This window comes from Bacillus sp. AG4(2022), from assembly GCF_031844465.1.
GTDB lineage: Bacteria > Bacillota > Bacilli > Bacillales > Cytobacillaceae > Bacillus_AB > Bacillus_AB infantis.
The window spans coordinates 1-13,499 of the sequence record NZ_JAUZVH010000002.1 but is presented as its reverse complement, the minus strand read 5'-3'; the positions used below and the strand labels follow the sequence as shown (position 1 = coordinate 13,499).

The window sequence follows — 13,499 nt, the reverse complement described above, 5'->3', positions numbered from 1 at the left end:
AAATAATTAGCTTTCGGCACACAAAAAGAGGAGGGCAGGCTCCCTCCCCCTCCTATGCAGGCTTGATTTGAATTTTACGATAGAAGAAGTAAATCACTGAATGGCCTGCCCCCACGAACAGCAACAGAATGGGAATACTCTTTTCCTCGCTGAAAAAAGTTACTGCACCGAGGAAGCAGAGAATGGATACAACCCTGCCCATATTCAGAAATACTTCCCTGACGACAATATACTCAATCCTCATCTCAGCTGCTCGCCAGCCTGTTCCGATAACATCATAGGTCATGGAAACATAGGGAACAAGCAGCAGGGGATAAGCAATGGCAATCGAAGCCGCATACATGAGCAGCCTTGCGTACGTAACATCAATGATGATAAAAAAGATGCTGGCATATAGAATCAGTCCGCCAGCCAGGATCGATTTTTTGCGGTATTTCTTTTTTATGAGCCTTGATGCAAGATAATACGCTACAAAGGCAATGCCCGAATTGATCAGCCCGAATGTCCCGAGAGCCATTTCACTGCCTGTCGATATAAAAACGAAGACAGAGATGACAAACACGAAGGTCCCCTCACGAAGCCCCTGAAAAAAATGTGCATTGGTGACAAGCTTCCAGTTGGGGTTATTATTTCTTTCTTTAAAGATGCGGACAAACCAATAGCCCCCTTCTGCAGGACGGCGCTTCAGAAAAAAGCTTAAAAAGACAGCAAGTGAGAACAGGACTAGAGAAAGTCCAAAAACAATCGAATAGCCTGTGAATTTTTCCAGCCTGGAAATGATGAAGCCTGCTGAAATGGGTCCAATCATCCCTCCGACTGAAGAAAGGATCCCAAGAAATCCGTTGAAAAAATCCCGCGTATCCGGCTCAGTAATTTCAAAGGTAAGCACATTAAACGCCAGCCAATAGAAACCATATCCCATTCCAAGCAGCGCTCCAAGGAGCAGCAGGAATTGGGATGCCTTTGTGCCGATGATCAGGACAGTCAAATAAAACAGAGCCAGGCATATGACGCCGATCCTCAGGACAATGACCCTGTCAATCTTCTTTGCCCATCTTCCTGCAAGTATAAAGGTAAGCGGCTGAATGACGACAATCGATAAATTATACAATCCCAGATCCTTGAATTCCCCTGATTGCTTCCATAAATAAATATTTACAAAAGTGTTTGAAAGAGCAACACTCAAAGAATAAAGCCCCCCGATTAATAGCAGCAGGGTCAGGTCTTTATTCAGCTCAATATTTCCGATCAGCTTATTCAATTTGCTCATTTTATAAAAACTCCCCTTTGTTTCTAAGGGTAGTCTTCTACAATGGGGACTTGCTTATTCATCCCTGAACGCTTTGATTGCATGCAAAAAGGCAGCAGACGAATCTGCTGCCTATCCTGGATGGAAAGATTATTTTGCTGAGCTGTAGCGCTTGGACACTTCTTCCCAGTTAACTGCATTAAAGAAGTTATTGATATATTCCGGACGGCGGTTTTGATACTTGAGGTAGTATGCATGCTCCCAAACATCAAGGCCAAGGATAGGCGTTTTGCCTTCCATCAATGGAGAGTCCTGGTTTGGAGTGCTAGTTACTTCAAGCTCGCCGTTGTTGACTACGAGCCAAGCCCAGCCAGAACCAAAGCGTGTAGTTGCAGCTTTTGCGAACTCTTCTTTGAAGCTTTCGAAGTTGCCGAATTTGCTGCTGATGGCGTCTTGAAGCTCGCCAGTCGGCTCGCCGCCGCCATTTGGAGAAAGGATCTGCCAGAATAAAGAGTGGTTGGCATGCCCTCCGCCATTGTTTCTTACTGCTGTGCGGACTGATTCAGGAACAGCATCAAGATTCGAAACGACTTCCTCAACTGTTTTTGAAAGAAGCTCTTCATTGCCTTCCAATGCATTGTTAAGGTTAGTTACATATGTGTTATGGTGCTTCGTGTGGTGGATGTTCATTGTTTCTTTGTCAATGTTTGGCTCCAGCGCATCGTAAGCATAAGGTAATTGCGGTAATTCAAATGCCATAATAAATTCCTCCCTATGTATCATTATTTAGCTTCCGAACGGCATCTATTCCATTTTTCAGAAAATAGAATCGTTCTAAAAGTCTTTAATGTTAGATTACCAAACTTGGGTAATCCTTTCAAACAAAATGCTTTGCCTGACAGATATACAATACCCTCTCTTCTCCCTTTTATGCATGCAGCGGTCATAAAACGAGAAACAGGAAGTACACAATCATGACTGTCTGAATGAAACCCTTTGCCGCAATGCTGCTGACAAAGCCGACAACCGATCCCATCCCGATTTTTGCAGCTTCCCTGATGCCCTTCCTATGGACAATCATTTCAGCGGCGATGGCGCCGATGAAGGGGCCGATCAGTATCCCTAAAACCGGGATGACAAAAGGGCCGGCCAGGATGCCGATCGTGCTTCCCCAGATTCCCGCCTTTGAACCTCCGTATTTCTTGATGCCAATCATATTGGCCGCATAATCGGCTCCGAACAGAAGAAGGACAAACATCCCCTGGACGAGCCAGAACAGCCACCCGAAGGGCTCAAAAGAATAGGACAGCCCATAAACAACAAATCCTCCGATGATGAAAAGGACGCTTGGGATGATGGGCAGAAAGAGGCCAATAAAAGCAATCGCAAATAAAATAATGATAATCGTCCAGTATACATATTCCATTAGACCAGCACCTTCGACTTTTTATTTTTCTATCCACTCTGAAAAAGGAAAAAGCAAGAGGTTTCCCTCTTGCTTACTATACACTAATTGTCTTCTCCTAAAACAGCCTCTGCAATGTTCACAGCATGATCACCGATACGCTCCAGATTGCTGATAATGTCCACATAAACAATTCCCGCCTGTCCGGTGCATGTCCCTTCATTCATCCTGATGATATGCTGCTTCCTCAGCTTTCTTTCCATCTTGTCAATTTCCTCTTCTTTTTTGACAACATGCCTTGCAGCTTCCTTATCATTATGGTCAAGCGATTCGAGGGATTCCTTTACCGTTGAAATCGTCAAAGCGAACATATCTTCAAGGTCATTCATCGCCGATTCAGTGATTTTCACTTTATTGGCCTGCTGATATTCAATCAGTTCAATGATGTTTTCAAAGTGGTCGCCGATCCGCTCGATGTCCCTTACTGTATCCATCAGGACTGTATGTTCTTCAGACTCATTTTCAGAAAGTGAGCTTGTTGATAGATTAATCAGATAATCTGTAATCTTGCGGTCAAGATTATTGATAGCTTCTTCAAGCTGATAGGTACTGTCTGAATGCTTTTTCAGCTTTGTCTTTAAGAACAGGTTTGTTTCTTCAAGGCCTTTAACCGCAAACGATCCCATCCTGAGCACTTCTTCTTTCGCCTGGCCAAGGGCAATTGAAGGAGACTGTTCTATAAACACCGGATCAAGATGCTTCGCTTTATAGTCAACAACTGAATCTTCGCCCGGAATCAGCTTTGTGACTATGAAGGCAAGCGCCGCTACAAATGGAAGCTGAATCAATGTGTTGGACGCATTGAAGATCCCGTGTGCAAACGCAATTGTCATTTCCGGATTGAGACTAAGCTTATCCTGTAAAGCTGAAATCAGCAGATTGAACGGATGAAGCAGTATCAGGAATATGGTTGTCCCGATCAGATTGAAAAGGACGTGTACAGCTGCCGCTCTCCTCGCTGCGACAGAGGCCCCAATGGCTGCCAGCACGGCAGTAATGGTTGTACCGATATTATCCCCGAAGAGGACTGGCAGAGCTGCATCAAGATTGATCAGATTCTCAGAGAATAAGCCCTGCAGAATCCCGATTGTCGCACTCGAGCTTTGGACGATGACCGTGAACAATGTACCGACCACTACACCAAGGATCGGGTTGGAGCTCATATTGACTGTTAGATCGTGGAATGCCTCAAGCCCCCTGAGCGGTTTCATTCCCCCGCTCATCAGTTCAAGTCCATAAAATAATGCCCCGAATCCAAAAACGATCTGGCCGGCATTATGTACTTTTTTATTTTTAAAGAAGAATAGCATGATCGAGCCCAATGCTATGATTGGAAGTGCATATTCCCCAACATCAATACCAATGATGAACGCCGTTACCGTCGTTCCGATATTTGCACCCATGATGACGCCAATTGCCTGGCGCAGGGTCATGAAGCCGGCACTGACAAGACCGACGGTGATGACTGTTGTAGCAGAGCTGCTCTGGATAAGGATCGTGACAATGATCCCCGCGAGAACACCCATGACCGGATTGGTAGTAAACTTGTCCAATATATCCCTAAGTTTATCACCGGCCGACTTTTGAAGGCCGTCGCCCATGAATTTAATACCGTATAAGAAAATACCAAGGCCGCCCAAAAATTCAAAAAGCATTTGCTGGATGTTTAGTTCCACCATTTTTCAACCCCTATAACTTTTTAGATTCGACATTAATCTACAAACCCCACATCATTATGTATGATGGGTAAATAAAAAGTAAAGATTCCTTCAGCCAAATTTACAATACCTTAACATTTAAGCCTAATGTTACAGTTGTGTTACAAATCTGTTTATGGATCATACTTGTACATATAGGGCTCTGCGGCTAAAATAAATGGTGAATCTTTTTAAGGGTGTGTCAAAATGAATGTATTTAAACAGTTTTTTAAAAGTCTTTATTCCCCAAGGGATATAGCAGCCTTCCGTTTTCAGGGAATCGGGAAGACAATTCTCTATGTTTTCCTCCTTACCCTCCTGTCTGTCCTGCCAACCATCTATTATTTCAGCACGGCCATCATGTCAGGAGCAGATGCTGCCCGTGAGAGCCTGGCAGAGGATATCCCTGACTTTACGATTGAGAACGGGGAACTGAATTCCGATCAAAAAGCTCCGATCATCATCAATAAAAACAGCTTTACCATTGTATTTGACTCAACAGGCACCGCCAATAAAGAAGAGCTGGCCGATTCCAATATGGCCCTCGCTATGCTAAAAGATGAATTTATGTTTGTTGCAGGCGGGCAGGTGCAAACGTATTCTTATTCAATGGCAGGCGATCTGACTTTGACGAAGGAAGACGCAGTATCCTTCCTGGATTCCATTGATTCAGTCCTGGTCATTTTCATCATTATTATGGCTTTAGTCATTTACCTGTTCAGCACCGCGGTTAAATTCATTGAGGTTTCCGTACTGGCGCTGATCGGCCTCCTTCTCCGCAGCATTGCCGGCCGCCGCCTGCAATACAGGCACTTATGGCGGATGGCCGCATACAGCGTCACGCTGCCGACTGTCTTCTTTGCGGTCATGGGCGCTTTGCAGACAAATGTGCCAAGCGGCTTCATGATCAACTGGTTTGTGTCCATCATCATCCTGATGCTGGCAATAAAGGAAGTGCCTATGCCAAAAAGCAAGCAATAAGCGTCAGTAATCAAGCTGTATTCTCAGCCGGATTACCCTTCCAATTTGCATATGAAAAAGGCGGACCATTCGGGCCGCCTTTTTTCATTCATTAATATTTAAACAATGATATGGTTTCCGCAAGCGACCCGGAAAGGGAGATAAGGCTCTCACCCGCATCATGGCTTCTTTTAGTCTTGGCTGCCTGCTCATTGGAAGCTGAAATCATTTGTTCTGCACTTGCAAGTGTTTCCTGGCTTACGGAGGCAAATCCTTCTGCTGCAGCCTCGGCTTCAGGCACTATCCCATTCAGGACGGCCAGTCCCTTCTCGGACTCTTTAATCATCATGCTTACTGATGAAATTTCCCGCATGAGTACATCAAATGTGTTCCTGCTTTTCTCCGCTGCCTCCAGATGAATCTCAAAGTTTTCCTGCATCTCCTGGAAGCCATCTGAAGCTTTAGCAGAAATACTCTCCATCTCTGCTATAGTTCCTGTTATATTTTCAGCAGCTTTTGAAGACTGCTCTGCCAGCTTCCTTACTTCATCAGCCACAACCGCGAAGCCTTTTCCTGATTCCCCTGCCCTTGCTGCCTCTATGGCCGCATTCAGGGCAAGAAGCTTTGTCTGCCCGGCAATATCCTGAATCAGCGTGACCACTTGTGCGATCTTATCTGAATAATCCCTTACCTCCTGTACAGAGGCAGAAACTGCTTTAAACTCCTTCTCATAGTTTCTCACGGTATGAACAAGATCCTTGATGCTTTCTTCACCTTCTGATGCGGATGTATTCATTGAGCTTGCGCTGGCAGTCATACTTCCCATCATCTGAGAGATGCTTTCGATTGAATTTTTCATTTCCTGAAAAAGCTGAATGCTTTTCTCTGAACTTCCTGCGGTTTCTTCTGCCCCGGCCCTTACCATGCGGATGGCTTCATTAAGGTGTTCCTGCTCTTCCAGAACCAGGCCGGAAATTTCCTGCAGATCAGCACCTGTCCATGTCAAATCCCTGGATGTATCCGAAATGCGGATGATCAGCTCCCTCATCTGGCTCATCATGCTATGAAAACTTTTTATCAGAGATGTAATCTCCGGGATTGTGGTTCGTGATTCTGCTTTTAAGTCAAGGTTACCCTTCCTGGCCTGCTTCATAATATCTCTTAACGTATTAAGCGGGCCTGTAATGCTTCGGACCAGCAGCAAGATGAGGAGGGCAGCAGCCGCTATACTGGCAATCGCTGCAATAAGTATGTATGTAGCCATGTCATAAACATTGTGCAGGTATTGCTCTTGCGGGATGGCTATTAAAAATACCCCATTAAGCTCCTGGACATTGTGATAGGAAAGGGTATATTCCTTTCCATTCAAATTTTCATGGGCAATCCCGGTTTTTGTTTCCTGGATGCCGGCCAAAAGCTTCTCCGGAAACTTCAATGAAGATTTTTTACTGACATCAAAAGCTTCCGCCTTTCCTCCCGAAATAAGAAAATATTCACCGTGCAGCCCATCTTTTGCCAGCTCCGCTTCCTGTCCCTTCAGCACCTGGTTTACCTTTTTGCTGAACTCATCTTCTTTTCCCACGTAAATGAACATCAAGTTCTGTGCAAGCTGGTAAAAAGTTTTTGTTTCTCTTTCCAGCCTTTGCTCCATAAGCTCTACCGCTGTATCTTTTGACTTTTCATATGAGATATAGGCAACTGCTGAAATGGCCGCAACAAGCAGCCCCAAAGTCAGGAACAGAAGCCTGAATTGCAGCGGCATCCTTGCCATGAGATTTTTCCCGGTTATTCTTAACTTCATACTCTGCAATGGCCTGGCAAAACGTTTGCCAGCCTTTTTAAGTTTGATGAAATACTGTGATGTTTTTGCCAAAATACATCTCTCCCCCTCTAATACCTTCAATTATAGAGAGGGATTGTTAAGCTTTTGTAAAAAAGCAGTAATATTTTCCTAAATCATTTTTCGTATGCATAGCTTGTTCTATCCTTGGATGTACAGGCATACATTCAGTATAAAAATACTGCGGATCGGAGGCTGTGCCCAATGAAACGGTTTGCTGCGCTGCTGATTGCTGTTCTTGCCATATATATTATATTTTATGATCTGAGCCGCGGGACCCTTCCTGCCCCTGACCAGGCCCCTGCCCTTGAAGCCTCTTCCATTGTGGAGCCGGATGAGGATGCTTTGGCCTATTTTGAACAAAAAGCAGTTCCCGGGGAGACTGTCCTGACAATCGTCGAGAGGCATCTGGACAGCTCAGTTCCCGTTTCTATCTCCCGGGTAGCAGCAGATTTTGAAAAGCTTAACAGCGGAGTGAAGGCCGGGAAGATTCAGGCAGGCAAAATTTATAAATTTCCGGATTACGCAAAAACTAGCAATTGAAAAGATAAATGCCAGAACCATCATTCTTGTCAATTCAGCAGGTTCATTGATACAATAGGATATAGTTTGACAGCGGCAGGACTTTGCAATGCGCTGCTGAAAATTCATTTTATATTGTTCCAATTCCATATTTAAAGGAGCGAATCACCATTGAGTGAAATTATACATCGTACCAAAACCCGCCCGGTCAAAGTAGGCAACCTGACCATCGGCGGCAATAATGAACTTGTAATCCAAAGCATGACGACCACTAAGACGCATGATGTGGAAGCTACTGTTGCTGAAATTAAACGGCTTGAAGAAGCAGGATGCCAAGTGGTCCGGGTGGCGTGCCCTGACGAAAGAGCGGCAAATGCGATCGCTGAAATAAAGAAAAGGATCAATATCCCTCTTGTAGTGGATATCCATTTTGATTATAAACTGGCTCTTAAGGCTATCGAGGGCGGAGCTGACAAAATCAGGATTAATCCTGGTAATATCGGCCGCCGTGAAAAAGTGGAAGCAGTTGTTAAAGCTGCAAAGGAAAAAGGGATCCCGATCCGGATCGGTGTTAATGCCGGTTCACTGGAAAAGCGGATCATCGAGAAATACGGCTATCCGACTGCCGACGGTATGGTGGAAAGCGCCCTGCATCATATTAAAATCCTTGAAGACCTTGATTTCCATGACATCATAGTTTCCATGAAGGCTTCTGACGTCAACCTGGCCATCGAGGCTTATGAAAAAGCAGCCATGGCGTTTGATTACCCGCTTCACCTTGGAATTACAGAATCAGGGACCTTGTTTGCCGGCACGGTGAAAAGCGCCGCGGGCCTTGGTGCCATATTAAGCAAAGGCATCGGAAATACTTTAAGGATTTCCTTGAGTGCCGACCCTGTCGAGGAAGTAAAAGTCGCCAGGGAACTTTTGAAGTCATTCGGACTTTCATCCAATGCTGCTACACTCATTTCCTGCCCGACCTGCGGCCGGATCGAGATCGATTTGATCAGCATTGCCAATGAAGTGGAAGAATATATCCAGAAGATCAAAGCACCTATAAAAGTAGCTGTGCTAGGCTGTGCTGTAAACGGCCCTGGAGAAGCCCGTGAAGCAGATATCGGTATCGCCGGCGCCCGCGGGGAAGGCCTATTGTTCCGTAAAGGGAAAATAGTCCGCAAAGTCCCTGAAGATACAATGGTCGAAGAATTAAAAATCGAGATCGATAAAATCGCTGAAGAATACTATGCTAAACAAGAAGCTGAAAAGCAGCTTCAAATGAATGATTAAGCGGCTTGCCGCCCCTTCAGCTGAAGCAAATAAAAGACCGGCTCAATTGTGAGCCGGTCTTTTTTCCCTTTTCCGCCTAAAAGAACGGAAGGATAAAGATTCCGATGATAATGGAGACGGCACCGATGCCGATTGCCCAGGCCCCGGTTGTGCGCGCCCCTCTTCTGCGCGCTATGAAGCCGAGAATGATGCCGGCAGCGCCAAACAGAATTGGCAGGACAAACAGTGAAAGAATCGAAAGCGCTAAAGCTCCATACCCCATCATACCGCCAGAAAGGTCCATCCCGGCATTTTCTTCCCCGCGGTAGTCCTCCCCGCTGCTGTCTCTTCCCAGCGAAACAGGTGCTGCGATTTCAGCGGCTGTTTCTTCTGTATAATTCCTTGATCCATATTCATTATTTTCGCCAAGCTCTTCGCTGTGACGAAGGTCTTGTTCTTGCTGAGAGCGTTCTTGATCTGCCAATATAATCCCTCCGCTTTCAGAAGCCTGATTTGTTAGTAATGGCAAATTAGCTGCCCCCTTCTATAGGGGCATTATTTATTATCTGCTCTTTCCCCCTGTTTTACGATGCTAATGTATGGATAAAAAAACAGGCATTTCTCCTGCAATCCTTTTTGGCGGGCACTAGTTCTGTTAAGATGGTATGAGACATCCATATAAGGAGAAAAAACATATGAAAAGATTTGGCATTGATATCGATGGGACAGTGACCTGCCCTTCCTCGATCATCCCCTATTTGAATGAAGCGTTTCAATTAAACCTGACCCTGGAGGATGTAAAAGAGTATGACTTAAATCCTCTGGTTGACATAAGCGAAGAAGAATTTGCAAAATGGTTCCTTGATAATGAACCAAAGATTTATGCCAACTCCCCGCTGGCTTCAGGAGCAAAACAGGTCCTGAAAGAATGGGAATCAAAGCATGAGCTGTACTTTATCAGTGCACGCGGCTCTACCCTTCAGAAATTGACCGAAGAATGGTTTCTTGAAAACGAGCTTCATTTCCATCATGTAGAATTGATCGGCTCTCATGATAAAATCAGTACTGCAAAAAAGCACAAAGTGGATATATTCTTTGAAGACAAGCATGATAATGCAGTTGCGATCCATGAAGAATGCGGCATACCCGTCATCCTTTTTGATACACCTTATAATCGCGACCCGATCCCTGAAGGGGTTATAAGGGTGAAAGGCTGGTTTGAGGCGAAGGCAGCAGTTGAAAAGTGGCTGAAAGCTGAAAAATAAAAAACGAAAAAACCGGCCCCCAGGCCGGTTTTTCATTTATTAATGAACACAATCCGGGCAGCGGCCATAAATCTCGAATTTATGGCCGGAAACATCGTATCCCTTCAGGTTCTCCTGAAGCCCATTCATTGGGCAAGTATCAATCTCCTTTGTTTTGCCGCAATCAAGGCAGATAAAGTGATGGTGATGGTGATGGTGCGAGCATGTAAAACGGAAATGTTTCTCTCCGGACAGCTCGGTCATTTCAAAAATCCCCAAATCCACAAACAAAGAAAGGTTCCGGTATATAGTGTCAAAGCTTAACCCGGGATAATCGTCCTTCAATTTATCAAGTACATCTTTGGCAGTCAGGTATTTATTGCTGTCAGAAAAGAACTGCAGCATTTCCTCACGCTTCCCTGTATGTTTATATCCTTTTTCTTTTAAAAGAATCAAGGCTTCTTCCACATTCATTGCAATCACCTCTTTAAATCGCGCTGCCTTCTCCCGGCAGCTGTTCTTGGCCCTTCCTATGCCCCTGCTTTTTCAGAACCGGCTGCAAGTTTCAGGAGCAGGGATTTTATTAAAATGGTCAACACAAGAATTAGGACGGCAATCATTACAATCGTCCCTCCTGGAGCGAGATCCAGGTAATATGAAACCGACAGTCCCCCAAGGACTGAGATTTCACCAAAAATCACCGAGAAAAGAATGGTTTGCTTAAATCCTTTCGCAATGCGGATGCTGGCAGCTACCGGGAGTGTCATCAGGGACGAAACAAGCAAAATCCCGACAATTCTCATGGAGGCCGCAATGACCAGGGCAACCATTACGATAAAAATGAAATGGACACTTTTTGCGGCAATCCCGGATGCCTTTGCATGCTCTTCATCAAAGGAAAGCAAAAATAGCTCTTTATATAATAATACTATAAGAATTGCCACAACAGCGCTAATGATTAAAATTAACCACAGATCTGTCCTGCTGACCGCACTTACACTTCCAAACAGGTAGCTGAACAGATCTGTATTGAAGCCGTCCGCCAGAGAAATGAAGATCACTCCGATCCCGATGCCTCCTGAAAGAATGATCGGTATCGCAAGCTCCTGATAATGCTTATAAACAGCTCTCAGCTTTTCAATAAAAAGTGAGCCTGCAACTGAAAATGCCATTCCCATATACATCGGGTTCAGGCCGCCGGATAGCATAAGTTTCTTTTCCAGGAGGAGGCTGGCAGCAATCCCTGCAAGTGTAACATGGCTCAGGGCATCGGCTATCAGCGACAGCCTGCGGACAACAATGAATACACCCAGAATCGGGGCAATGATGCCGATAATAATGCCGGTCAAAAAAGCATTCTGCAAAAATTCATACTGAAGGATTGCGGAGATCATAATGTCCCTCCTTCATGGTGATGATGGTGATGGTGATCGTCATGATGAAGGACGTGAAGCCCGTGACCGTAAAACTCAGAAACCTCATTCCGATCGAATTCTTCAAATTCTTCTGTCCTTCCATGAAAATGAAGATGCTTATTCAGGCAGGCTACATGCGAAACCTTATCGGTTATCGTACCAATGTCATGCGTGACAAGAACAAGCGTAATGCCCAGTTTTTTATTTAAATCCTCAAGCATCTGATAAAATGACTGCACATTCTGTGCATCAACCCCGACAGTCGGTTCATCAAGGATCATCAGTTTTGGGCTGCTGACAAGCGCTCTCGCAATGAAGACCCGCTGCTGCTGCCCTCCGGATAGCTCCCCTATATTGCGTCCGGAAAAAGCAGTTAAGCCGACTGATTCGATCGCTTCCGCAACTTTTTCCCGCTCCTGCCTGCCGGCAAAACGGAACAGGCCAAGCTTTTTCGTAAGGCCGCTTGAAACCACCTCAAAAACAGTCGCAGGAAATCCGGTATTGAAGGAGTTCGCCTTTTGGGAAACAAAGCCGATTTTTGATTGGTCCCTGAATTTTCCGATTGGCTGTCCAAACAGAAAAATGTCACCTTTCTGCGGCTTAAGAAGCCCCAGGACCATTTTTAGGAGAGTGGATTTTCCTGAACCATTCGGTCCTACTATCCCAAGGAATGCCCCTTCAGGTACAGTTAAATTTATATTTTCCAGCACATTTTCTTTTTCATATCTATAAGTGAGATTTGATATCTCAATTATGGGAGTTTGGTCTTTCATTTTTATCACCTTTTTAATATAAGAATGATTCCGATTTAACTTAAGTAGTATAACGGAACTTTTCCCTAAAGTAAAGAGAACCGGGCTGAATGGTTTAATTTTATTCTGGAGGCAATTTTCAGTAACATTTCCGGGCTATTGTACATATGGTACAGAGGAGGTGGGAGAAAATGAAAATATTCGAAAACATCATCAATCATAAAGTCAGCACGATAACGACTGAAGAGCTTTTAAAATACGCTAAGCAATTCCAAATATCCATAAATCAGACACAGGCAAAGCAGATTGCCAATTACTTAAGAGGTAAACAGGTAAATATCTTCCAGGATTCAGAACGCTCCAAGATCATTAAGGAAATTGCCAAAATTGCCGGACCCGACACAGCAAGGGAAGTAAACAAGCTGTTTATGCAATTTACGAAATAGAAATGCGGAAAAGCCTTGCTCAGCCCCGACAAGCATAAGACGCTTGGGAATAGAAGGCGTTCTTTGCCTTCAATTCCCAAGTGGCTTATGACTCGAGGGGCTAGGCTTTGGAGCTGGACAAATTAAAATGCGGAGGCGGCTTGCCCAGAGACGACAAGCATAAGACGCCAGAGAATAAAAGGCGTTCTTTGCCTTTAATTCTCTGGTGGCTTATGACTCGAGTCTCTAGCCGCTGGAGCTGGACAAATTGAAATGCGGAAAAGCCTTGTTCAGCCCCGACAAGCATAAGGCGCTTAGGAATAGAAGGTGTTCTTTACCTTGCTGGACAAATAGAAATGCGGAAAAGCTTTGCTCATCAGAGGAACGTATACTCAAAACTTCAGTTTAGTCTGCAGCCTATACCCAATATAAAGAACCATAGATGTTAGTATGGGCTGTTGATTTCCGTTGCAGGCACTTCGCTTTCCGCGGGGCGAAGTTGAGCCTCCTCACGCTCCGCGCTGCGGGGTCTCAACTTTTTCGCTGCAATCCCGCTGGAGTCTACGTGCCTTCCACTGCAATCAACAGGGTTATTGTAATTCTTTTCTGCTTAACACCTAATCGGCAGGGAATGATTACCTCTTTAGCCTGAAGCCTCTCTCAT

14 protein-coding genes are annotated in these 13,499 nt (G+C 44.9%); 5 read left to right on the top strand and 9 right to left on the bottom strand.

What is annotated here, in order from left to right:
* Nucleotides 1–52: 52 nt before the first annotated feature.
* The 4 genes from Q9R36_RS05490 to Q9R36_RS05475 all read right to left on the bottom strand — a co-directional run bounded on the left by Q9R36_RS05490 (nt 53) and on the right by Q9R36_RS05475 (nt 4,393).
* A complete protein-coding gene (locus Q9R36_RS05490) occupies nt 53–1,270 on the bottom strand; it encodes an MFS transporter (protein ID WP_101550310.1) in 1,218 nt (405 codons plus the stop codon).
* A 129-nt stretch (nt 1,271–1,399) separates the two neighbouring features.
* Entirely contained in the window at nt 1,400–2,008 is a 609-nt protein-coding gene (locus Q9R36_RS05485; protein ID WP_009794873.1) for a superoxide dismutase, read from the bottom strand.
* Nucleotides 2,009–2,192: 184 nt separating this feature from the next.
* Nucleotides 2,193–2,675: a DUF456 domain-containing protein gene (locus Q9R36_RS05480; protein WP_009794872.1), complete on the bottom strand. Its 483-nt coding sequence runs from the start codon at nt 2,673–2,675 to the stop codon at nt 2,193–2,195.
* Between the two features lie 83 nt (nt 2,676–2,758).
* Complete coding sequence (locus tag Q9R36_RS05475; protein WP_009794871.1) at nt 2,759–4,393, bottom strand: Na/Pi cotransporter family protein; 1,635 nt, start codon at nt 4,391–4,393, stop codon at nt 2,759–2,761.
* A gap of 225 nt (nt 4,394–4,618) precedes the next feature.
* Between Q9R36_RS05475 and Q9R36_RS05470 the strand changes: the two genes are divergently transcribed.
* Entirely contained in the window at nt 4,619–5,392 is a 774-nt protein-coding gene (locus Q9R36_RS05470) for a DUF1189 domain-containing protein (RefSeq protein ID WP_101550312.1), read from the top strand.
* A gap of 91 nt (nt 5,393–5,483) precedes the next feature.
* On the opposite strand, the gene Q9R36_RS05465 is transcribed toward Q9R36_RS05470, so the two are convergent.
* Nucleotides 5,484–7,244, bottom strand: coding sequence for a methyl-accepting chemotaxis protein (locus tag Q9R36_RS05465; protein WP_009794868.1), 1,761 nt, complete (start codon nt 7,242–7,244; stop codon nt 5,484–5,486).
* A gap of 171 nt (nt 7,245–7,415) precedes the next feature.
* Here Q9R36_RS05465 and Q9R36_RS05460 point away from each other — a divergent pair, with 171 nt between their 5' ends.
* Both Q9R36_RS05460 and ispG read left to right on the top strand, forming a co-directional pair.
* Entirely contained in the window at nt 7,416–7,754 is a 339-nt protein-coding gene (locus tag Q9R36_RS05460) for a hypothetical protein (RefSeq protein ID WP_009794867.1), read from the top strand.
* A 150-nt stretch (nt 7,755–7,904) separates the two neighbouring features.
* Complete coding sequence (gene ispG / locus Q9R36_RS05455; RefSeq protein WP_022544197.1) at nt 7,905–9,020, top strand: flavodoxin-dependent (E)-4-hydroxy-3-methylbut-2-enyl-diphosphate synthase; 1,116 nt, start codon at nt 7,905–7,907, stop codon at nt 9,018–9,020.
* A 76-nt stretch (nt 9,021–9,096) separates the two neighbouring features.
* Here ispG and Q9R36_RS05450 read toward each other — a convergent pair whose 3' ends face one another.
* Complete coding sequence (locus tag Q9R36_RS05450) at nt 9,097–9,528, bottom strand: DUF308 domain-containing protein (RefSeq protein WP_094767047.1); 432 nt, start codon at nt 9,526–9,528, stop codon at nt 9,097–9,099.
* A gap of 166 nt (nt 9,529–9,694) precedes the next feature.
* Here Q9R36_RS05450 and Q9R36_RS05445 point away from each other — a divergent pair, with 166 nt between their 5' ends.
* The gene (locus tag Q9R36_RS05445; RefSeq protein WP_224951521.1) at nt 9,695–10,264 is read left to right on the top strand and encodes a hypothetical protein; all 570 of its coding nucleotides are present in this window, start codon (nt 9,695–9,697) and stop codon (nt 10,262–10,264) included.
* A gap of 39 nt (nt 10,265–10,303) precedes the next feature.
* On the opposite strand, the gene zur is transcribed toward Q9R36_RS05445, so the two are convergent.
* Genes zur through Q9R36_RS05430 form a run of 3 tightly spaced genes read right to left on the bottom strand, consistent with a single transcriptional unit; the run spans nt 10,304 to nt 12,431 of the window.
* A complete protein-coding gene (zur, locus tag Q9R36_RS05440; RefSeq protein WP_022544199.1) occupies nt 10,304–10,717 on the bottom strand; it encodes a zinc uptake transcriptional repressor Zur in 414 nt (137 codons plus the stop codon).
* Nucleotides 10,718–10,773: 56 nt separating this feature from the next.
* Complete coding sequence (locus tag Q9R36_RS05435) at nt 10,774–11,637, bottom strand: metal ABC transporter permease (protein ID WP_101550318.1); 864 nt, start codon at nt 11,635–11,637, stop codon at nt 10,774–10,776.
* A complete protein-coding gene (locus tag Q9R36_RS05430) occupies nt 11,634–12,431 on the bottom strand; it encodes a metal ABC transporter ATP-binding protein (RefSeq protein WP_224951523.1) in 798 nt (265 codons plus the stop codon). Before Q9R36_RS05430 ends, Q9R36_RS05435 begins: the two co-directional genes overlap by 4 nt.
* Before the next feature lie 170 nt (nt 12,432–12,601).
* On the opposite strand from Q9R36_RS05430, the gene Q9R36_RS05425 reads away from it, so the two are divergent.
* Complete coding sequence (locus Q9R36_RS05425; RefSeq protein ID WP_022544200.1) at nt 12,602–12,856, top strand: DUF2624 domain-containing protein; 255 nt, start codon at nt 12,602–12,604, stop codon at nt 12,854–12,856.
* Nucleotides 12,857–13,499: the final 643 nt, after the last annotated feature.